Annotated in this window: 22 protein-coding genes; 8 read left to right on the top strand and 14 right to left on the bottom strand. The window is 67.9% G+C overall.

The window, feature by feature from the left end:
- Positions 1–4 precede the first annotated feature (4 nt).
- From AMK58_RS15815 to AMK58_RS15800, 5 genes are all read left to right on the top strand, one after another.
- Positions 5–1,366: an ATP-binding protein gene (locus tag AMK58_RS15815; RefSeq protein ID WP_079285363.1), complete on the top strand. Its 1,362-nt coding sequence runs from the start codon at positions 5–7 to the stop codon at positions 1,364–1,366.
- Positions 1,367–1,383: 17 nt separating this feature from the next.
- Positions 1,384–1,716, top strand: coding sequence for an HNH endonuclease (locus tag AMK58_RS15810; protein WP_035676770.1), 333 nt, complete (start codon positions 1,384–1,386; stop codon positions 1,714–1,716).
- Positions 1,717–1,805: 89 nt separating this feature from the next.
- On the top strand, positions 1,806–2,984 hold the full coding sequence (locus tag AMK58_RS15805; protein ID WP_035676773.1) for an NAD(P)/FAD-dependent oxidoreductase: 1,179 nt from the start codon (positions 1,806–1,808) through the stop codon (positions 2,982–2,984).
- 65 nt (positions 2,985–3,049) lie between these two features.
- A complete protein-coding gene (locus AMK58_RS30920) occupies positions 3,050–3,205 on the top strand; it encodes a hypothetical protein (protein ID WP_167555917.1) in 156 nt (51 codons plus the stop codon).
- Positions 3,206–3,316: 111 nt separating this feature from the next.
- On the top strand, positions 3,317–3,568 hold the full coding sequence (locus AMK58_RS15800; protein ID WP_035676775.1) for a hypothetical protein: 252 nt from the start codon (positions 3,317–3,319) through the stop codon (positions 3,566–3,568).
- Between the two features lie 147 nt (positions 3,569–3,715).
- On the opposite strand, the gene AMK58_RS15795 is transcribed toward AMK58_RS15800, so the two are convergent.
- From AMK58_RS15795 to AMK58_RS15730, 14 genes are all read right to left on the bottom strand, one after another.
- The gene (locus tag AMK58_RS15795; RefSeq protein WP_059399167.1) at positions 3,716–5,353 is read right to left on the bottom strand and encodes an AMP-binding protein; all 1,638 of its coding nucleotides are present in this window, start codon (positions 5,351–5,353) and stop codon (positions 3,716–3,718) included.
- Positions 5,354–5,367: 14 nt separating this feature from the next.
- The gene (locus AMK58_RS15790) at positions 5,368–6,441 is read right to left on the bottom strand and encodes an SDR family oxidoreductase (RefSeq protein ID WP_051140450.1); all 1,074 of its coding nucleotides are present in this window, start codon (positions 6,439–6,441) and stop codon (positions 5,368–5,370) included.
- Between the two features lie 26 nt (positions 6,442–6,467).
- Complete coding sequence (locus tag AMK58_RS15785; RefSeq protein ID WP_051140451.1) at positions 6,468–7,202, bottom strand: ABC transporter ATP-binding protein; 735 nt, start codon at positions 7,200–7,202, stop codon at positions 6,468–6,470.
- Positions 7,199–8,902, bottom strand: coding sequence for a branched-chain amino acid ABC transporter ATP-binding protein/permease (locus AMK58_RS15780; RefSeq protein ID WP_035676784.1), 1,704 nt, complete (start codon positions 8,900–8,902; stop codon positions 7,199–7,201). Before AMK58_RS15780 ends, AMK58_RS15785 begins: the two co-directional genes overlap by 4 nt.
- A gap of 16 nt (positions 8,903–8,918) precedes the next feature.
- Positions 8,919–9,782: a branched-chain amino acid ABC transporter permease gene (locus tag AMK58_RS15775; protein WP_014198893.1), complete on the bottom strand. Its 864-nt coding sequence runs from the start codon at positions 9,780–9,782 to the stop codon at positions 8,919–8,921.
- Between the two features lie 151 nt (positions 9,783–9,933).
- Complete coding sequence (locus AMK58_RS15770; protein WP_035676787.1) at positions 9,934–11,079, bottom strand: ABC transporter substrate-binding protein; 1,146 nt, start codon at positions 11,077–11,079, stop codon at positions 9,934–9,936.
- A 75-nt stretch (positions 11,080–11,154) separates the two neighbouring features.
- A complete protein-coding gene (locus tag AMK58_RS15765; protein WP_059399166.1) occupies positions 11,155–11,901 on the bottom strand; it encodes an enoyl-CoA hydratase/isomerase family protein in 747 nt (248 codons plus the stop codon).
- On the bottom strand, positions 11,898–12,299 hold the full coding sequence (locus AMK58_RS15760) for a MaoC family dehydratase (protein WP_035676937.1): 402 nt from the start codon (positions 12,297–12,299) through the stop codon (positions 11,898–11,900). The genes AMK58_RS15765 and AMK58_RS15760 overlap by 4 nt, the downstream gene beginning before the upstream one ends.
- 2 nt (positions 12,300–12,301) lie before the next feature.
- Positions 12,302–12,685: a MaoC family dehydratase gene (locus tag AMK58_RS15755; protein WP_014198889.1), complete on the bottom strand. Its 384-nt coding sequence runs from the start codon at positions 12,683–12,685 to the stop codon at positions 12,302–12,304.
- A 26-nt stretch (positions 12,686–12,711) separates the two neighbouring features.
- Positions 12,712–13,137: a Zn-ribbon domain-containing OB-fold protein gene (locus AMK58_RS15750; RefSeq protein ID WP_079285361.1), complete on the bottom strand. Its 426-nt coding sequence runs from the start codon at positions 13,135–13,137 to the stop codon at positions 12,712–12,714.
- Positions 13,138–13,139: 2 nt separating this feature from the next.
- Complete coding sequence (locus AMK58_RS15745; protein WP_059399165.1) at positions 13,140–14,288, bottom strand: thiolase family protein; 1,149 nt, start codon at positions 14,286–14,288, stop codon at positions 13,140–13,142.
- Complete coding sequence (locus tag AMK58_RS15740; RefSeq protein WP_059399164.1) at positions 14,285–15,133, bottom strand: IclR family transcriptional regulator; 849 nt, start codon at positions 15,131–15,133, stop codon at positions 14,285–14,287. The genes AMK58_RS15745 and AMK58_RS15740 overlap by 4 nt, the downstream gene beginning before the upstream one ends.
- 501 nt (positions 15,134–15,634) lie before the next feature.
- Entirely contained in the window at positions 15,635–16,483 is an 849-nt protein-coding gene (locus tag AMK58_RS15735) for a sugar phosphate isomerase/epimerase family protein (RefSeq protein WP_035676793.1), read from the bottom strand.
- 178 nt (positions 16,484–16,661) lie between these two features.
- Positions 16,662–17,357: a GntR family transcriptional regulator gene (locus AMK58_RS15730; protein WP_035676795.1), complete on the bottom strand. Its 696-nt coding sequence runs from the start codon at positions 17,355–17,357 to the stop codon at positions 16,662–16,664.
- A 481-nt stretch (positions 17,358–17,838) separates the two neighbouring features.
- On the opposite strand from AMK58_RS15730, the gene AMK58_RS15725 reads away from it, so the two are divergent.
- The 3 genes from AMK58_RS15725 to AMK58_RS15715 are packed head-to-tail and all read left to right on the top strand — an operon-like array spanning position 17,839 to position 20,640.
- The gene (locus AMK58_RS15725; protein WP_035676940.1) at positions 17,839–18,825 is read left to right on the top strand and encodes a C4-dicarboxylate TRAP transporter substrate-binding protein; all 987 of its coding nucleotides are present in this window, start codon (positions 17,839–17,841) and stop codon (positions 18,823–18,825) included.
- Positions 18,826–18,853: 28 nt separating this feature from the next.
- Positions 18,854–19,357 (top strand): TRAP transporter small permease, encoded by a 504-nt coding sequence (locus AMK58_RS15720; RefSeq protein WP_035676797.1) that lies wholly within the window; start codon positions 18,854–18,856, stop codon positions 19,355–19,357.
- Positions 19,358–19,359: 2 nt separating this feature from the next.
- Positions 19,360–20,640 carry a TRAP transporter large permease gene (locus AMK58_RS15715; RefSeq protein ID WP_035676943.1) on the top strand — a complete coding sequence of 427 codons (1,281 nt, stop codon included), beginning with the start codon at positions 19,360–19,362 and terminating at the stop codon, positions 20,638–20,640.
- Positions 20,641–20,647: the final 7 nt, after the last annotated feature.

Genomic DNA, 20,647 nt, shown 5'->3' with positions numbered 1-20,647 from the left:
GACCATGACCACCGACACCGCCGCCGCCCCGATGCCGATGCCGCGCCGCGAGCAGACGGGGCTGCTGAAGCGGTTCCTGCCCCGGACGCTGTTCGGACGCTCGCTGCTGATCATCGTGACGCCGGTCATCCTGGCCCAGGCGGTGGCCACCTGGATCTTCTACGACCGGCACTGGGACACCATGACGAACCGGCTGGCCTTCGCGGTGGCCGGCGACATCGCCATGGTCATCGGCATGCTGGAGCACGACCCGACCCCGGAGGGGCGCAACTGGACCCTGGCCGCCACCGCGCGCAGCACCGATCTGATCGTGACGCTGGAGCCCGGCAGCACCCTGCCCGACCATCCGCCGAAGCTGCGCGGCATGCTGGAGAACACGCTCAGCAAGGCGCTGCACGAGCGGGTGCGGCGGCCTTTCGCCATCAACACCCGCATCACCCGCGAATGGTACGAGATCCGCGTGCAGATGCCGGACGGCGTGCTGTCGGTGATGTCGCCGGAACGCCGCCTGTTCAGCCCGACCAGCTACATCTTCATCCTGTGGATGGTCGGTTCGGCCCTGGTGCTGTTCACCGTCGCCATCATCTTCATGCGCAACCAGATCCGCCCCATCAAGCGCTTGGCCGCCGCCGCGGACGCGTTGGGCAAGGGCCGCGACGTGCGCAACTTCAAGCCGGAGGGAGCGACCGAAGTGCGGCAGGCCGCGGTCGCCTTCCTGCGCATGCGCGAGCGCATCCACCGCCAGATCACCCAGCGGACGGAGATGCTGGCCGGCGTCAGCCACGACCTGCGCACGCCGCTGACCCGCATGAAGCTGGCGTTGGACATGATCGGCGACGGGCCGGAGGTCGAGGAGCTTCTGACCGACGTCACCGAGATGGAGACGATGATCGAGGGCTATCTGGCCTTTGCCCGCGGCGAGGGGACGGAGACCGTGCAGCCGACCGACCTGACGCGCATCCTCAACGAGGTGGTCTCCGGCGTCCGCCGCGAGGGGGCGGAGGTGGCCCTGGCGGCGCCGGACGGGCTGACCCTGCCGCTGCGCCCCAACGCGACGCGGCGCTGCCTCGCCAACCTGTTGTCCAACGCGCGGCGCCACGGCGACCGCATCTGGGTGCGGGCGGAGCGGGAGGATGGCTTCATCGACATCCTGGTGGACGACGACGGGCCGGGCATCCCGCAGGTATCCCGCGACGACGTGTTCAAGCCCTTCTTCCGCCTGGACAGCTCGCGCAACCAGGCGACCGGTGGGGCCGGGCTGGGGCTGACCATCGCCCGCGACGTCGCCCGCAGCCACGGCGGCGACATCACGCTCAGCGACAGCCCCTACGGCGGCCTGCGCGTGCTGATCCGCCTCCCGGTGTGAGCCTCACAGGAGACCCCATGCCCGTCAGCCCCGACGAATACCGCCTCATGGACGTTCTGCAGGGTGGGCGCTGCTTCTATTGCGGGGAGCCGGTGGGCACCAAGGCGACCTTCGACCATCTGATTCCGCTGGCCTATGGCGGCCTCGACGCGGCGCCGAACGTCGTGCTGGCGCACCGCCGCTGCAACCAGCGCAAGGCCGACCGCCTGCCGACGCCGGAGGAGATCGAACGCTTCGTCACCCAGCGCCGCCACAGCCGGTTGGGCGCTTGGCCGCCGCTGCTCGCCCTGCGCGACGCCGAGCCGGGCGACGAGTGGATGACCGTCGCCCGCGCCATCGCCGGGCTGTGAGCACCGGGCCTCTTGAGCCCTCTTGACGGCGGCCCCGCCTTCTGGCCCGATCACCGGAACGATAAACATAGTTAATTCGGGAGCGTTCGATGGCGGATCGGTACGATGTCGTGATCGCCGGCGGTGGTGTGATGGGCTGCGCGGTCGCCTATTTCCTGGCGAACGACCCCGGCTTCGGCGGCAGCATCGCGGTGGTGGAGCGGGACCCGACCTACCAGCGCGCCTCCTCCGCGCTGTCGGCAAGCTCGATCCGGCAGCAGTTCTCGACGCCGGCGAACATCGCGCTGTCGCAGTTCGGCCTCTCCTTCATCCGCAACGCGACGGAACATCTCTCCGTGGACGGCGACCCGGTGGATCTGGGCCTGCGCGAGCCGGGCTATCTCTATCTGGCGACCGGGGCCGGGGCGGACATCCTGCGCCGGAACAACGCCATTCAGCGCTCCTGCGGCGCCGACGTCGCCCTGCTGTCGCCGGAGGAATTGGCTGCCCGCTTCCCCTGGCTGTCGGTGGAGGGGATCGCGCTCGGCTCGCTCGGCCTGTCCGGGGAGGGCTGGTTCGACGGCTACAGCCTGATGCAGGCCTTCCGCCGCAAGGCCAAGGCGCTGGGCGTCGCCATGATCGCCGGGGAGGTCGCGGGCATCGATACCGCCGACGGCAAGGTCACCGCGGTGCGTCTGGCCGACGGCCGGCGGCTGTCCTGCGGGGTGGCGGTCAACGCCGCCGGGCCGCAGGCCCGCCGCGTCGCCACCATGGCCGGGGTGGCCCTGCCGGTGTCGGCGCGCAAGCGCTGCGTCTTCGTGTTCGATTGCCGCGATGAGCTTCCCGGCTGCCCGCTGGTCATCGACCCATCCGGCGTCTGGTTCCGGCCCGAGGGCAAGCAGTTCATCTGCGGCGCCCCGCCACCCGCCGACCGCGACCCGGACACCGACGACCTGACGGTGGAGCACGGCCTGTTCGAGGAAATGATGTGGCCGGCGCTGGCCGCACGCGTCCCCGCCTTCGAGGCGATCAAGGTCACCAACGCCTGGGCCGGCTTCTACGAATACAACGAGATCGACCAGAATGCCGTCATCGGGCCGCATCCGGAGCTTCGCAACTTCCTGTTCTGCAACGGCTTCAGCGGCCATGGACTGCAACAGGCGCCGGGCGCCGGGCGCGGCTTGGCAGAGTTGATCGCGACCGGCGCCTACCGCAGCCTGAACCTGTCGGCCTTCGAGTACGACCGTCTGGTGGAGAACCGCCCCCTGCTGGAGACGAATGTGATCTGAGGGAACGGGCGCGAGCCTGGCCGGTTGATGGGGTGACCTTTCCGAACGGAGCATGAGGCCCCGCCATGAAGCAGCCCCACACCGAAGAGACCGTCAAGCACACCGACGACCAGCAGAACACCGGCAATCACAAAAAGCCGGACGCCCCCGACGCCAAGGGCGCCGACCGCTTCGGCGGCACCCGCAAGGGCGCGGAGAACGTGGAGCCGAGCAAGGACTGATGCTGGGGACTGACGCCGGCCCGAAGGGCTTGCGCCGGTGGGGGCGGACGTGCCACATCCCCTGGCGCGTCCGTCCCCACACAGGCCCCACCCAGGCCGGGAGCCCCTCCCATGGCTCACGCCATGTTCAAACGTTACAAGATCCTGTTCACCCGCCCGCTGCCCGGCCTGCGTCCGGGCCGGCCCGAGCGCGACGCCATGGTGGAGCGGGTCAAACGCTTCGCCAGCCAGAACGGCATGGCGGGCGATCTGCATGCGATATCCCCCAATGCCGGCTTTGGCATCCTGGAAATCCAGTGCACGGACAAGCTGGCCCGCCGATTGAGCGACCTGACCGACGTCGAGTCCGTGCTGGAAAGCTAGGCGCCGGACCGTCTGATTTCTCCACCTGATGCAATGTGACGATGACGGGGATTTATCGGCGTGATGACGTCATGGCCCGCCGTGTGAAGCGCGGCCATTCCCTGTTCAGCGCCCGTATCGGAGCGCGGGTCGCTCATCCGCGGCCTTCTATGGCGCTGCCCTCTCTTTGGCGACGCGGTACGATTCAGACGGCAACGCCTCGCGGTCCCAGATTCCGTCGTTCGGCATCGCGCGCAGCTTGTGACGCTCCACCTCGCGCTTCGTCACGGAACGGGGAAAGCTCTCCACGAAAGCGATGAAGCGGGGAATCTTGAAGGCGGCCATGCGGCCCTCGCACCAAGCGGCGATGGCGGCGGGCTCCACGCCGCTGCCCGGTTCGCGGATGACGAAGGCCTTCACCTCCTCCTCCCCCTTCTCGGAGGGCGTGCCGACCACCACGACCTCGCGGACGCCTGGGCACTGGCTGAGCACGCTCTCCACCTCGTAGGCCGAGACGTTCTCGCCCCGGCGGCGCAGCCAATGGGCCTGACGGCCCGTGAAGTGCAGATAGCCGTCCGCGTCCAGATGACCAAGGTCGCCGGTGTGCAGCCATAGATTCGACAGACACTCCAGCGTGCGCTCCGGCGCGTTGAAATAGCCCGACATAAAGATGTGCGGATAGCGGGGGCGCAGGGCGATCTGACCGGTGATGCCCGGCGGCACCGGCTGGTCATCCTCGTCGAGGATGGTCACCTCCGCCCAGCCGTGGGTCAGGCCGTTGGCGCGCGGCTTGGGCGAGTCCATCCGGTTGTTGACGATCAGCACGCCGCCGGTCTCGGTCAGCGAATAGACGTTGACGAAGCCGACGCCGAACCGCTCCACGAAACGGTCGGCCACGGCGGGCGGAATCTGGCCCGTCACCCCCAGCGAGACGCGCACCCGGTGGTCACGGTCGTCGGCACGTTCCGGCTGTTCGGTCAGCACGGTGATCATGGTGCCGATCAGATCGACGATGGTCGCCCCGGTCTCCCTTGCCCGCGCCCAGAAGTTGCTGCCGCTGAAGCGGCGGTCGATGACCGTCGGTATGTCGGCGACCATCGGCCCCATCACCCCCAGCATCAGGCCGCCGACGTGGAACAGCGTCAGGATCGAGTAATGGACGTCGTCCGGCCGCGTCTCGAACGCCTCGACGTAGCGCATCCCCGCCGCGATCCAGGCGAAATGCGGCAGAAGCGCGCCCTTGGGCAGGCCGGTGGTGCCGCCGGTGTAGATGATGACCGCCGGATCGCCGCCGCACACCTCCACCACCGGCAGCGGATGCCCCGGCTCCAGCAGGTCGGCGAAGGGCCGGAAGCGACCGCCGGTCCCCCCATCGCCATCCTCCACCGCATAGACGCGCATCGGCGGCAACCGCTCCGCGACCGCCTCCACCCGCTCCGCCAGTTCCCCGTCCACCACCAGGACGGCGGGCGTGGCGTTGGTCAGGGTGTGGACGAGATCCTCCCCCACCAGTCCGGCGTTCAGCGGCACCCAGATCGCCCCCAGCTTGCCGGCGGCGACCCAGGTCAGCAGATGCTCCGGCGCGTTGCGCAGGAAGCAGGCCACCCGATCCCCCCGGCGCACCCCCAGCCGATGCAGGTTGGCGGCCACGCGGCTGGACTCCCCGTCCAGCTCGCGATAGCTCATCGCCCGCCCGGCAACGGTCAGCCGGGGCGCGTCCCCGTGCTGCGCCGCACGGGCGGCGACCAGCGCCGGCAGGGTTTCCCACTGCACGGGAACGCCGTGGATTTTGCGCGTGATGGTCATGCGGCGGGCCTCTTTCATTCCGGCAGGATGCGGCGCTTCTGAAGCTCCTGGAGGAGATCGACGAACATCTCCTCGCTGTCCACGCAGTCGTGGAAGCCCAGCTTGCGCGCCTTGATCGTGCTCATGTGGTGCGGGTTGGGGCGCTGGCCGTAACCGAACAGGAAGTCGGCGAACTGCCAGGACGGAACCACCTCGGTGTATTTGTAGGGCTTGAGACCGTGCTTGGCGACCACGCGGTCCCAGATCGGCTCGTTCTGCGGCATGATGCGGGCCAGCGAGAAGGGCTGCGCCGGTTCCAGTTCCATGCGGAACAGCTCGGCCACCTTGGGGAACACGTTCTCCCAGACATAAACGTCGCCGTTGGCGATGTTGAAGACCTGGTTGGCGCATTGCGGGCTGGTGCCGGCCCATTCGGCGGCCTTGGCGATCAGTCGGGCGTCGGTCGCCTCGCCGATGCGCGACGCCCCGCCGGGGAAGCGCAGCGGCAGGCCGTATTCGCGCGACACCGCGGCGAAGACGCCGATGGCGGTGATGATGTTCAGCGGGCTGCCGACCGCGAGGCCGCAGACGATCTGCGGGCGCAGCACGCTCCAGCTCCACTCCTTGCCCTGCTGCCGCTCGGCAATCCAGTCCTGCTGGTCGTAGTAGAAGTTGGGGCGCATGTAGCGCTTGTCGCTCTCGCGCGCCGGCTGGCGGAAGGGGCCGAGATGGCCGCCATAGGCCTTGGTGCCCTGCAACAGCGTGATGTGGCGCAGGTTGGGCGACACCGCCTCGACATTCTCCACCACGTTCTTCAGCATGGCGAGGTTGGTCTCGACATGGTCCCATTCCGACCATCCGCGCGTCACGTCGGGCTTTTCGTAGACGGCGGTGTAGCAGATGTTGGTGACGCCCTTGATCTCGCGCAGCTTGCGGCAATCGTCGGGGTCGCGCAGGTCGACGGCGGCCCATTCGGCGGTGGTCTCGAAATCCGGGGTGCGGCGCGACACGCCGCAGACGTCCCATTCCGGGGACGCTTCGAAATGCTCCAGCATCGGGCGGCCGACGGTCCCCAGCGCACCCACGATCAGCATCTTCTGACGGGCCATGATTTCGTCCTTCTGTGCGGAATTCTTCAGAAAAGGGTCATCAGGTATTGGCGGTCGCCCAGCGGTTCGGGCGGGCCCTCGTAAATCTTGCGGCCGGTGCGCAGCACGGTGACGCTCTGCGCGATGGGCAGGGCGTGGACGACGTTCTGCTCGACCATCAGCACGGCCATGCGCAGCGTCCGGTTGACCTCGGCGATGGCCTCCATGACGCGCTGGACGAGGTTGGGGGCGAGGCCGATGGACGGCTCGTCCAGGATCATCACGTCGGGCCGGTGCATCAGCGCCATGCCCATCGCCAGCATCTGCTGCTGCCCGCCCGACATGGTGCCAGCGATCTGGCCGGCGCGTTCGCGCAGGATCGGGAACAGGTCCATCACCGCGTCGCGGTTCGTCCGGATTTCCGCCGGGTCGTGGGCAGTGTAGGCGCCGAGTTCCAGATTCTCGCGCACGGTCAGGCTGCGGAAGATGCCGTGACCCTGCGGGACCAGCGCGATTCCGGCCTTCACGTTGTCGGCGCAGCGCCGCCGGGTGATGTCCTCCCCCCGGTAGCGGACGGTCCCGGCGGAGGGGCGCAGCAGCCCGAAGACGGAGCGCACCAGCGTCGTCTTGCCGGCCCCGTTGTGGCCCAGCAGCACGCGGATCTCGCCGGCCCGCACGGTCAGGTCCACATCGTGGACCACCGCCCGCTTGCCGTAGCCGGCGCTGAGGCCGCGCACCTCCAGGACGGGTTCGGCGATCGGCATGGTGTGAATCTCGGTCATCCGAAATACCTCTCGGCCAGTTCGCGGTCGCGCATCAGCGTGTCCGGCGGTCCCTTGGTCAGCACGCGGCCCTCGTCGATGAAGACGATCTCGTCGCAGACGCCGCGGATGACCTCCAGATTGTGCTCGATGATGCAGACGGCCTTGTTGGCGCGGGCGAGGTCGCGGATCACCCCGCAGATGCGCTCCACCGTCACGGTGTCGAGGCCGGACAGCGGCTCGTCGAGCAGCAGCACGTCGGCCCCGGTCGCCAGCAGCCGGGCGATGACCAGCAGCTTCTCCTCGGCGTAGGACAGGTTGGCGGCGGTCTCGTCGGCCTTTGCGAGCAGCCCGACGAAGGAGGCGATCTCCAGCGCGCGGGCGACGTTCTCGCGGTCGGTCCGGCGGACGAGGCCGGGGCGGAAGTAGACGTCCAGCGGGCGGTCGCCCGGCTGCGCGGGCAGCGAGACCAGGATGTTCTCCACGACCGTCAGCTTGGTGAAGAGCTTCAGGTCCTGGAAGGAGCGGGCCAGCCCGGCGGCCACCACCTCGTGCGGCTTCAGCGTCGTCACGTCGCGGCCCCGGTACAGGATGGTGCCGCCGGTCGGGCGCAGGAAGCCCGACAACAGGTTGAAGGCGGTCGTCTTGCCGGCGCCGTTGGGACCGATCAGCCCGACGATCTCGCCGCGCTTCAGGTCGATGGTCAGGTCCTTCACCGCCTGGATGCCGCCGAAATGCTTGGACAGCGAAGTCGCGGAGACCACCACCTCCCCCAGCGTGCCGCTCGCGCGCTCCAGCGCACCCGTCAGCGGGCCGTTGGCTGGGACGCTGGACCGCGCGGCCCCGGTCGGGGTGCGGAACACCGTCTCGGGGAACAGCCCCTCCGGCCGCAGGCGCAGGATGACGATCAGCACGACGCCGTAGATCACCTGCCGCACCATGTCGGCGATATCGCCCGGCACATGGACGAACTTCAGCCCCTCCGGCAGCAGCACGAGGATCGCCGCCCCGGCCAGCGAGCCCCACAAATTGCCCATGCCGCCCAGGATCACCATGGCGAGAATGAGGATGGTCTCCTCGATGGTGAAGGATTCCGGATTGACGAAGGCGATGTAGTGGGCGACCAGCGTTCCGGCGACGGAGGCCAGCCCCGCCGACATTGCGAAGACCACCAGCTTCATACGGACGAGGTTCTTGCCAACCGCCTGGGCCGCCGCCTCGTTCTCCCGCATGGCGCGCAGCGAGCGCCCGAAGGGCGAGGCGCCGAGCCTCCAGGCGACGGCACAGCACAGCGCCGCCATCACCGCGGCCAGCGGCAGGAAGGTCACCGGGCTGGTTAGCGCCATGCCAAACAGCGACACCGGGGGGATGCCGGGGATGCCGTCTGGCCCGCCGGTCAGCGGCTTGCTGTTCATCAGCACGTCGATGGTGATGGCCTGCAACGCCAGCGTGATGACGACCAGATAGTGGCTGCCCACCCGCATGGCGGGAAAGGCGACCAGCAGGCCGATGGCGGCGGTGACCACCACCCCGGCCAGCAGGGTGAGGGGAAAGCCGATGCCGAGCTTCGTCGCCAGGATGCCGGCGGCGTAGGCCCCGCTGGCGTAGAAGGTGGCGTGCGCCAGGGCGAAGATGCCGCCGAAGCCGATCAGCAGGTTGAAGGAGGTCGCCAGGATGCCGTAGAGGCAGACCATGACGAGGATGTGGGCGAGATATTCCATGGCTGTGTCCCTCTCCTCACGCCCGGCGGACGATGCCGGAGGGGCGGGCGAGCAGGAACCCGAACAGCACCACGAAGACGATGGTGTTCTGCCACTCCGTGGGGATCTGCCACATGCCCAGGCTCTGCACGAAGGCCAGCAGGAAGGCGGCGATGACCGCCCCGCGCAGCGATCCCACCCCGCCGACGATCACCGCGACGAAGGCGACGAACACCGCGCCGAAGCCCATGTTGGGGTTCAGCCCGTCGCGCAGCAGGACCAGCGCCCCGGCCACCGCCGACACCGCCGATCCCAGCGCGAAGACCAGGATGGACAGCCGCGTGGTGTCGATGCCGATGACGGTGGCCATCTCGCGGTTGTCGGCCATGGCACGGATGGCCTTGCCGTAGCGGCTGGCCCGCAGGAACAGCGCGATGCCGCAACCGACCAGCAGCGCCGCCGCCACCTGCCCCAGCTGCACCGTGGTGAAGAAGGCGTTGCCGACGAAATGCACGTCGTAGGCGACGCTGTCGACCGTCTTGACCCCGGTGCCAAAGACGATGCCGATCAGGTTCTTCATGACGATGAACAGGCCGAGGGAGGCCACCAGAACGACGAAGGGCGGGCTGCCGCTGATCTCGAACGGGCGGTAGATGAACAGGTAGCACCCGACGCCGAGCGCCGCGGTGAAGGCGATCCCCAGCAGCACCGCCGCCCAGAAGGGCAGCCCGACGAGCGCCGCCAGCGCCCAGATGGCGTAGGCGCCGACCGCGTAGACCGGCCCATAGGCGAAATGCACGACACCGGTCGTCCCGAAGATCAACGCGAAACCCATCGCCAGCAGGGCGAAATGCGCGCCGTTGAACAGACCGTTCAGGGTCAGTTGGATGAGCAAGTCCATGGAATGGCGCTCCTGTCTATATCCCCCTCTCCCCTCTGGGGAGAGGGTTGGGGTGAGGGGGATGCGCGTGTCGGAGCGTCCGGCAAAAGCGCAACCCCCTCACCCTCCCCTCTCCCCAGAGGGGAGAGGGCTAAGTCGGACGGACCGGCGATCATTCGCCCGTGGTGAACTTCACGAATTTCTGTTCGCCGTTCTCCAGGCGGAACACCGCCACAGGCTTCTGCGCCACGCCGTTCTTGCGGAAGGTCAGCGTCTTGCCGTAGACGCTGTCGAAGGTCGGGTTCTCCCACAGCGCCTGCACCAGACGCTCCCCGCTGTAGTAATCGCCGCCCTTGGCCTTCGCCCGCCGGATCAGCTCGGCGATGACGTAGACGCCCTCGTAATAGTTGGCGGCGTAGAAGTCGGGCATCTCGCCGAACTTCGCCTTGTAGGCGTCGGCGAAGCGCTTGGACCACGGGTTCTCGTCGGTGGCGGCGAAATAGTCGGTGACGACCTCCACCCCCTCGGCGTGCTTGCCGGCGACCTTGGTGTCCTCGGCGGTCCATTCCATGCAGTAGACCGCCTGCTTCATGCCCAACTCGCGCATGCGCTTCACCGCCAGCCCGGCCTGCGGCGTGGTCGGCCAGTTGGCGATGGCGTCGGGCTGGGAGGCGCGCAGCTTGGCGACCTGGGTGTCGATGTTGGCGGCGTCGGCCTGGAACTGCTCGGCGGCGACCATCTTCAGCCCCATGCCTTCCCACGCCTTGGTGGTGGCGGCAATGGTGGCGTCGCCGAACTCCGACTTGATGGCGATCTGGGCGAGCTTCTTGGCCCCCTGCTCCGCCGCCCGGTGGGCGATGCCGGCGGCCAGATCCGACGCCATGGAGCGGATGTTGAACATGTAGGGAGAGGTGCCGACCGTCTGGGCGCTGACCCCGCCACCGTTGATCATCATCACCTTCTTCTGGTCGCCGATGGGCATGGTGGCCAGCGTCACCGTGGAGAAGGAGGGCAGCACCGCCTTCACCCCTTCGACGTCGATCAGCCGGTTCATGCCGGCGACCGCGGCCTGGGCGCTGCCGCTCTTGTGGTCCTCGATGACCAGTTGCAGCTTGATGCCGTCGATGCCGCCCTGAGCATTGATCTCGTCCACGGCGAGCTGCGCCCCGGCGCTCATCACCTTGCCGTAGTGGGGCGAGGCGCCGGTCATCGCGAAGATGCCGCCGATCTTGTAGACCGCCGGGTCGGCGGCCAGGGCGGCGCCGCTGGTGAGCGCGCTGCTCAGCACAAGCGCGGCGAACAGGGTGCGTTTCGACATCGTTCCCTCCCAGGAATCCGTTTTTCGGGGGTGACGCGGTCCCGTTGGCGGGACTCGTTGCCGTTTCGAAGGAAATCAGCGGGCAAAAGACAGCCCGGACAGCAGCCGCCGGACGGACGGCGCCGCGTGGTTCTCGGCCAGCAGCGGGGCCAGCCGCGCGGTCTTCTCCGCCATCGACGGACGGTCCTCCATCCGCAGGATGCGCCGGCCCGCCGCCAGGGCGTCCAGCCGGTCGCGGTACCAGGCGATGCGCGCCTCCGCAGCCTCGGCAAAGCCGTCGGCGGGCAGGATCTCGGTCAGGAAGCCGAAACCGTAGGCCTGCGCGGCGTCCATCATCCGGCCCCCCGCCAGGATCTGGAAGGCCAGCGCCGCCGGCAGCCGCTCCGTCAGGGCGGCGTGGACGAAGGCCGGGTAGAGGCCGAAGCGCATCTCGGGAAAGCCGAACTGCACATCGTCGGCGCCCAGCACGAGGTCGCTGAGGCACGCCACGATGCAGCCGGCGCCCAGCGTCCTGCCATGCACGACGCTGATGACGGGCACCGCCGAGCCGTGCAGCGCCTGCATCACCGCCCGCAGCGCCTCCTCCTGGGCGGCGAAGGCCTCGGCGCCGCGGCTCATCTCGGCGACGTCGCCGCCGGCGCAGAAGCCGCGCGGCCCGGCGCCGTCGATCGCCACCAGCGCTATTCCAGCGGCGGGAGCGCCGCCCACGGCCTCGGCCAGCACCAGCAAGGTCGCGGTGTCGAGCGCGTTGATCTTCGCGGGGCGGTTCAGGGTGATGCGCCGCAGGTCGCCGTCGTCGCGGACGAGAAGCGTGTCGGTCATGACGCCGCCCTCCCCGCCCCGTGCCGGATGAGTCCGGCGATCACCGTCTCGCCATGCTGGTTGTCGATCCACACGTCGTAGCCGTCGCCGTCGGAGCGGCGCTGGCCGCCCGCGGTCACCACGTCGCCCTCGCGCACCGGGCGCAGAAAGCGGATGTCGAGCGTCGCATCGGACACCGCCGCCTCGCCCAGGCTGCGGCGGACCGACTGCCAGAGCAGGTTCACCGACAGCAGGCCGTGGGCGATGATGCCCTTCATCGGGGTCTTCGCCGCGAAGTCGGGGTCGACGTGGATCGGGTTGAAATCGTCGGTCAGCTCGGCGTAGAGCCGGATCGCCGCGCGGTCGATCCGTTTGGTGACCGGAGTCAGGCGGTCGATGGTGGTCGTCCCGTCCGCCATGGTCAGGCCGCCCACAGGATGGTCATGCGGCCGCGGAAGCAGGGGGTCCCGTCCTCCCCCACCGTCTCGGTGTCGAAATGGACCCAGCGGCGGTCGCGCTTCAGCTCCTTTCCAGCGCAGGCGATGCGGGTGGTCAACCGCTCCCCGACCGCCGGACGGCGCAGCATCTCGTACCGCTGGGAGCCGTGGATGTTCCCCGGCGGGCGCGGCACGACGAGGCTGGAATAGGCCCGCATGGTCGCCACCGCGATCATCCCGGCGGGCATCCGCCCGTCCGGCGGGTCGTCGGGGTAGAGGCTGGTCCAGCGCTCCATCAGCGCGTCGGACAGGTGAAGCTCCTCGGCGCCGAAGGCGGCGCCCTCCCGGAGCGTGTCGAACAGATGCATGGATGGTCCCTCCCGAAGGGTTGGGTTCACTCCACCAGGGGCCGGACCTGCGGCAGCGCGCCGCCCCCGGCCAGCGGCTCGAACAGGACGCGGACGCGCAGGCCGATGCGGGCGTCCGACGGCGGTCCACCGCGCAGATTGACCATCAGGCGGAAGCCCTCGTCGAAATCGACCAGCGCCAGGACGTAGGGCGTGTCCGCCTTGAAGGCCGCGGTCGGCGCGCGGTGGACGATGGTGAAGCTGTGGATGGTGCCGAGCCCGGCGGACCGCTCCATCCCCGGCCCTGCGGCCCGGCATTCGGTGCAGAAGGGCCGCGGCGGAAACTGGACATGGCCGCAGGCGGCGCAGCGCTGAAAGGTCAGCGCCCCCTCCGCGCAGGCGTCCCAGAAGGCGCGGGTGTCTGCGGTGACCAGCGGAACGGGCTTCATGGGGGATGGATCGGTCGCGGTCATCGTCAGGCCCTCCCCAGGATCAGCGAGCAGTGGGCGGACAGGATGCCGCCGTCGCCATGAACGAAGGCGGTTTCCGCCCCCGCCACCTGCCGGGCCTCGGCCTCGCCGCGCAGTTGCCGCACCGCCTCGACGATGTGGAACATGCCGCCCGCCGCTCCCGAATGGCCGTAGGACAGCAGCCCGCCGTGGGTGTTGCAGGGCAGGATCCCGTCCAGCTCCAGCGCGCCGTCGAGGATCGCCGGGCCGGCCTCCCCCTTCGGGAAGAAACCGATGGATTCCAGCTCGGCCAGCAGGGTGATGGTGAAGCTGTCGTAGATCTCGGCCACATCGATGTCCGCCGGGGTCAGCCCGGCCATGGCGAAGGCCTGCGCCGCCGATTGCCGGCAGCCAAAATCGGTCAGCGACGGCATGGCGAAGGCGTGCTCGTGCGTGTTCATCTGGCCGTAGCCGAGGATCGACACCGCGCGGTCCGTATGGTCGGCCGCCGCGTCGGCGGCGCTGATCACCAGGGCGGCACCGCCGTCCGAGACGAGGCAGCAGTCGAACAGCCGCAGCGGGTCGGCGATCATGCGGGCGGACAGCGCCTGCTCCATGGTCAGCGGGTCGCGGGCCTGGGCCTTGGGATGACGGCGCGCGTGGCCGCGCTGGGTGACGGAGATGGCGGCGAGATGCTCCGCCGTGACGCCGCGCTCATGCATGCAGCGCCGGGCGACCAGCGCGTAGGCCGCCGGGATCGACATGCCGTAGGGACGCTCGAACTGCGGGTGCCCGACCTCGGCCAATGCAGCGACGGCGCCGTTGCGCCCCAGCCCGGTCAGGCGGTTGTCGGCGCAGACCGCCAGCACGTTGCGGCAGATGCCCGCCCGCACCAGCGCCGCCGCCTGCATCACCAGCGCGCAGGCGGTCGCCCCGCCGGCCTGGACGGCGGCGCTGTAGGAGGGCGCGATGCCGAAATACTCGTTGAAGACTGACGACAGCATCAGATGCGGCTCGGCCAACGAATAGGCGCAGAGCACGCCGTCCACCTCGTCGGCCCGCAGGCCGGCGTCGGCCAGCGCCGCGGACGCCGCTTCGGCGTGAAGCGCCATGCAGCCGCTGCCGTCCAGCCGCCCGACGGCGGTGTCGGCGGCTCCGGAGATCACCGGGGTCATCGCGTGGTCTCCCGTGGGGAAAGGGGGGCGGCGGCCCGGCCCGGCCCGGCGAGCTGCCGTCCGATGCGCCGCGTGGTGTCGCGCAGGTCGGCGGCCATCGCCGCCGCCCGCTCGTCGGAGAACTGCGCGGTCAGCCCGACCGCCGACAGGGCCAGGAAGGGCCGGCCCTCGGCGTCGAGGATCGGGCTGGACACCGTCGTCACGCCACGCGTGAAGCCGTCGCGGTCCACCGCATAGCCGGCGGCCCGCGCCTCCTCCACCTCGGCCAGGAATTGCTCGAAGGGCGGCGGGTTGTCCTGACGGACGGCGGCGTACTGGCGGCGCATCTCCTCCACCGGCAGGCCGGCGTGCGCCGCCATGCAGCGGCCGAGCGCGCCGACCAGCAGCGGCAGCCGGTGACCGATCCGCATGTGGATCTGGATGGCCGAGCTGGACACCGCCTGATCCACCAGCATGACGCGGTGGTCGCTGACCCGCAGCCACGCCGTCATCGGCGTCTGCCACGCGGCGGCCAGCCGTTCCAGCTCCGGGTGGAGCAGCCGGGTGTAGCCGACCTGATCGAGCGCGCTGCCCGCCAGCTCCAGCAGCCCGGCGCCCAGCCGGTAGGCCTTGCCGACCTCCTCGAACTGGACCACCCGCTCCGCGGCCAGGGTCTTCAGGATGTTGAAGCAGGTGCTCGGGTTGAGGCCGAGCGCGCGGGCGACCTGCGCGCTCGACACCGCCCCCTCCTGCGCCGCCAGATGGCGCAGGATCGCGAAGGCGCTGACCACCGCGCCGACCGGCTTGCCGGCGTTGAAGGTCGTCGAAAGGGTGAAGGACTCCCGGTCCTGATCGTCGGTGAGCATGGCGCGCTCTCCGTTCTCTATTGAGAATTCTATTTTCTATGAAGATTATGAGTGCGCAAATATTGTTGGTCAAACGAATTATCTGTCTTCTGCATTGTTTGAAATGCATACCCCCATAGTCATTTTGCACGACTGTTCCCCTCCGTGTCCCAAACGCGAAACGGCCCCGCCGGGAGGGGCGGGGCCGTTCGTGCCGTACGGTGGTGGCGCCTGCGGATCACCAGGCCAGTTCGAGGATCTCCCTCGCCGGGCGCACCTCCAGATCCTGGGGACAGTGGGAAATTGCTGCGCCTTTTGCGTTTCGGGGCGGTGGGCGGACAGCGAGCCGGACATGGCTGCGCTTCGTCTGCGCAGTCCTTCATCGACACTTTCACCCGCCGCGGCATGGCCTCCTCCGACACCGACCATGCCAAACGTCAATCATGTCTCCGAACAGGTGTCAGCGATGTCTCCGGTCTGGACAACAGCGGCCGGATGGGCGTGCGCCGGCGGCGGGCGTCGTCAGAGGCCGTGTTGATCGAGCAACAGTTGCCCGTCACGCGCCACCTCGTCGCCATGGTCGAACAGGTTGCGCCAGGACGCCACGCCCGCGGTGATGTCCGGATGCGACACGGCGGAGGAGAAGGCTTCGACGCCGATCAGCCCCTGATAATTGGCCGCCTTCAACCGGCGCAGCATCGGGGCGAAATCGATGGCCCCCTCCGTCAGACGGCCGCGGTGGTTCTGGTCGATCTCGAAATAGCCGAGATGGGGCATCGCCAGTTCAAGCGCGCCCAGCAGGTCGTTCTCCTCAATGTTCATGTGGAAGGTGTCGAGATGGACGCGGACGTTGTCGGCGCCGATCAGCTTGACCATCCGGACGGCCTGTTCCGCCGTGTTGATCAGGTTGCTCTCGTACCGGTTGACCACTTCGAGCGCCAGCAGCATCCCGTAGGACGCGGCCCGTTCGGCAACGATCCGCAACCCGTCCGCCGCCGCCTGGAAATTGGCGTCGCTCGGCACCCTCGACGCCTTGCCGAAGGCGCTGTAGAGGATGCCGCCCATGCGGTCCGCGCCCATGTCGCGCGCCAGGGCGAGCGCCGCGCAATGCCGCTCGATCCCGCGGCGGTGCACCTCCGGGTCGGTGCTTGAAATGTCGTTGTCCACCTGAAGGGGCGAGGTCGCCACGGGGCGGACCCCCGCCCGCTCGCACAGCGCGGCGATGGCCGCCGGTTCGATGCTGTCATGGTCGCGGATCGGCACGACGAGTTGGCCATAGCCGAAGGCCGCGGCACGCTCGGCCGCATAGGCGCCGTCCTCGGTGGACCACTTCGGGATCCAAGTGTAGCTGTGGATCGACCGTCTGTTCATCTCGTTTCCTCCTGATTCTACCCGCTTGTGGGGTCGTTGGTTTTGCCGCCGGTTCGCAAAGGGCAGGCAGCCCCCATCCCCGCCGGCCTTTTTCGATCGGCTTGGGCCTGCGTTCGTCAGCGATGTCCGGATGAACCGTCCGGCGATGGGCCCCTTCGGCGGAGCCCCCGGACGGGGTCTATTCGAAGAGAATGTCGTGACGTTTGAGGATGTCGTCGCGCATCGCCTCGATCATCTTCAAATGGGCCAGCAGAAGCGACTGGGTTCCCGTGACGTCGTTCGCCATGATCGAGCCCATCAGCTTGACGTGGTCGGCGATCGCATCGTCCTCATGGTGGGCCTCCTGAAGTTCGAGGAAGCGCACCCGTGTCAGATGCGTCCTCACGTCGCTCAGCATCTCCAGCAGCATGGCGTTCCCCAGAACCCCGATGACGGTGTCGTGGAACGCCACGTCCAGTTCGGTGAAACCGACATAGTCCTTCTCCCGCACGACCTGTCTCTGCTGCTCGATCAGCGACAGCGCCTTGCTCTGCGCCGCGCTGTGATCGGCGGTCTTGTTCCAGATGCGCGCCACCTCGCCGAACGCCGACACCTCCAGCGCCTCCCGGATGAACTGGGCCTCCTTCACCTTGGCCACCGACAGGTGGGATACCTGCGCCCCGCGCTGCGGCAGGATGCTCAGCAAGCCTTCGTTCGCCAGCCGGGAAAAGGCCTGACGCACCGGTGTCCGGCTGACGCCGTATTCGTCGGCGACGGCGTTTTCGTAGATCATCGAGCCGGGCTGGAACGACAGCGAAATGATCCTCTTCCGCAGCTCCTTGTAGATCACGCTGTCCAGCGTGTTGCGTTCCAACACCAGCCGTTCGTTCTTCACCGTGTTCCCCCAGCCGCCGCGCAGGCGGACTTCGCCCTTTCCGAGCCCAGAATCGCGATTATCGCCGGATCGGATTGGCCCACGCAAGGTCGCAGCGCCGCTGAACACAGTCCGGGATGCGGGTGAAACCGAACCGATGTCTGGTACCGCCGGACGATCACTTTGGCATTATTGGTTGCACCTCCCCTCCATGACGCCACCCCTGCGCAGCGGAATCCCATCCGAATGTGGATTTGATTGGGTACCAATCAAATCGCCTTCTTGATGATCCGTACCATCTTGCATCCTTGGATACAAGTGTGCAAGATAACCGAACGTTGCACGGATTGACCCGTTCGCCATCCGTGCATCGCCTGTCCGCTCCGCACGGGCGAACAGCAAAAAAACAGTGCAAGGGCGGTCTCAGGCTCCACGCTCAAAGCAACGAGCGCCCTCGTTCTCCGAACTCATAATAAATTCTAGGGAGTAGAAAGTGATCAACATGTCCAAGCACCTTGGCGCTTTTCTTGGAGCCACCGCGCTGACGCTGATCGCCGGCGTGGGCATGGCCCAGGCCCAGGAAAAGCACATCCTGCGCATGAACCACGTCCACAGCCCGGTCGAAGCCTATCATTCGGCATTCCAGGAATGGGCCAAGCGCGTCGAGGAGCGGACAAACGGCGGCCTCAAGATCGAGGTGTTCCACAGCGCCCAGCTCGGCAACGAAGAGGACATCATCGAGCAGATCCGCCAGGGCGCCAACATCGGCCAGAACACTGACGCGGCGCGTCTCGGCAACTATGTCCGCGAGATCGCGGTCCTGAATGGCCCCTATTTCATCGAGACGCTCGATGAGGCCTTCGCGCTGTCGAAGCTCGACACCGTCAAGAAGTGGAAGACGGAGCTGGCTGACAAGCACGGTCTCCAGGTCGTCTGCTTCGACTTCGTGCAGGGCAAGCGCCATGTCTTCGCCAACAAGCCGGTCCGCAACCCAGGTGAGCTGTCCGGGCTGCGCATCCGCACCCCGCCCGCCCCGATCTGGCAGGAATCGGTGCGTGCGATCGGCGCGGCCCCGACGGCGATGAGCTTCGGCGACATCTACCCCGGTCTTCAGCAGCGGGCCGTCGACGGCGCGGAGCTGACCTATGCCAACATCCGTCCGGGCAACCTCCAGGAAGTCGTCCGGAACGTCAGCGAGACCGGCCACATCCTGCTGATCAACTTCGAGGTCGTCAGCGCCTCCTGGTTCAAGAAGCTTCCCGCCGACTACCAGACCGCGCTGGTCGAGGAATGCAGCGCCGCCGGCCAGAAGGTGTCGAAGGTGCTCGCCGACGCCGCGGAAGGTGAGAAGGCCGCGCTGGTCAAGGGCGGCATGAAGGTGACCGACAACGTTGATCTGGAAGCCTTCCGCAAGGCCGGCGACGCCGCCTACCAGAAGCTCGGCCTCACCGAGGTGCGCGCGGCCATCTACAAGGAAATGGGACGCTAAGTCGTCCGAAGCCGGCGAGGCCTGCCTTATGAAAACTCTCTATGATTATGTTCTGAAGCTGGAGGCGATCCTCGCCGGCTTGTTCCTGATGCTGATGGTGGGGTTGCTTCTGCTGGGCGGCGTGGCGCGGATGATGCAGCACCCGCTCAACTGGACCATCGATCTGGCGACCTGCTTCTTCGCCTGGGCGGTGTTCCTGTGCGCTGACATCGCTTGGCGCAAGGACATGCTGATGTCCCTGGATCTGGTGACCGCGAAGCTGTCCGAGCGGTACCAGCGGACCCTGCTGTTCGTGAACTACGCGGCGATCGCGCTGTTCCTCTGCTACGCCGTCTACGGCGGCACCCTGCTCGCCTGGACCAGCCGGTCCCGGACCTTCAACGGCATTCCCGGAGTCAGCTATTCCTGGGTCACCGCCAGCATCGCCGTCGGGGCGGCCCTGATGCTCATCACCACGATCCTCAAGATACGGGCCCTGATGCGGTCCGACGGCGTTCCGTGCGCCGCTGCCGCCAGCGGGGAGACCGCCTGACCATGCTGCTCGTCGTTCTGGCCTTCGCGGTCTTCCTTCTCATCGGCATGCCGGTCGCCTTCGCGATCGGCATCTCGGGGGTTCTGTTCTTCCTGCAGCACCCGGAGCTGCCCTTCACCATCCCGCTCCAGGTGACGGTGTCCCAGACCCAGAATTTCGCCCTGCTCGCCGTTCCCCTGTTCATCATGGCGGGCAACTACATGAACCGGTCCGGCATCACCGAAAGCCTGCTGAATCTGGCGTCGGTGGCCACCGGACACTTCAAGGGCGGCCTCGCCCAGATTTCGATCGTCCTGTCGGCGCTGATGGGCGGCGTGTCGGGATCGGCCATCGCGGACGCGGCGATGCAGTCGCGCATCCTCGGCGAGGAGATGACGAAACGGGGCATGTCGCGCGGCTTCACCGCCGGAGTGATCTCCTTCACCTCGCTTCTCACCCCGCTGATCCCGCCGGGCATCGGCATGATCCTCTACGGGACCATCGGCCAGGTGTCGATCGGACGGATGTTCGCGGCGGGCTTCGCCCCGGCGCTTCTGCTCGGCATCGCCATGAGCATCGCCGTCTGGTACACCTCCAACAAGCGCGGATACCCTCCGGAGCGGGCGAAACGGGCGTCCCTGGCGGAAGTCGGCAGCGCCCTGAAGGGCGGCGTCTGGGCGCTGCTGTTCCCGGTCATCCTGCTCGTCGGGTTGCGCATGGGCATCTTCACGCCCTCGGAGATCGGCGCCTTCGCGGTGCTGTACGCGCTGTTCATCGGTTTCGTGGTCTACCGCCGGCTCAAGACGAAGAGCTTCGTCGAGGCGCTGGAGATCAGTCTCGCCGACGTCGGCTCCGCGATGTTCCTCATCAGCCTGTCGGCGATCTTCAGCTACGGCATCGTCTTCGAGCGCATCCCCGAAGTCATCGCCTCGTCCCTGACCAGCCTCACCGACAACGTCCAGCTGGTGATGGTCCTGATCGTCCTCCTGGTGCTGGCGGCCGGGCTGTTCATCGACGCCACGGTCATCATCATCATGATGACGCCGATCTTCCTGCCCGCCGTGCGGGCGATGGGCGGCGATCCGGTGCACTTCGGCATCGTCTTCATCGTTGCGGCGACGATCGGCAACTTCACGCCTCCGGTCGGAGCGGCGATGTTCACCGTGTGCTCGATCCTGAAGGTGTCGGTGGGAGCCTATGTCCGGGAGTCCGTGCCCCTGATGGTCGCCATCGGGCTGACGACCCTGCTTCTGATCTTCGTGCCCGAGTTCATCCTCCTGATCCCGAACCTGCTCTTCGGATAACCGCGGC

It is taken from the genome of Azospirillum brasilense, from assembly GCF_001315015.1.
GTDB lineage: Bacteria > Pseudomonadota > Alphaproteobacteria > Azospirillales > Azospirillaceae > Azospirillum > Azospirillum brasilense.
This window is presented reverse-complemented; position numbering and strand designations above follow the sequence as displayed.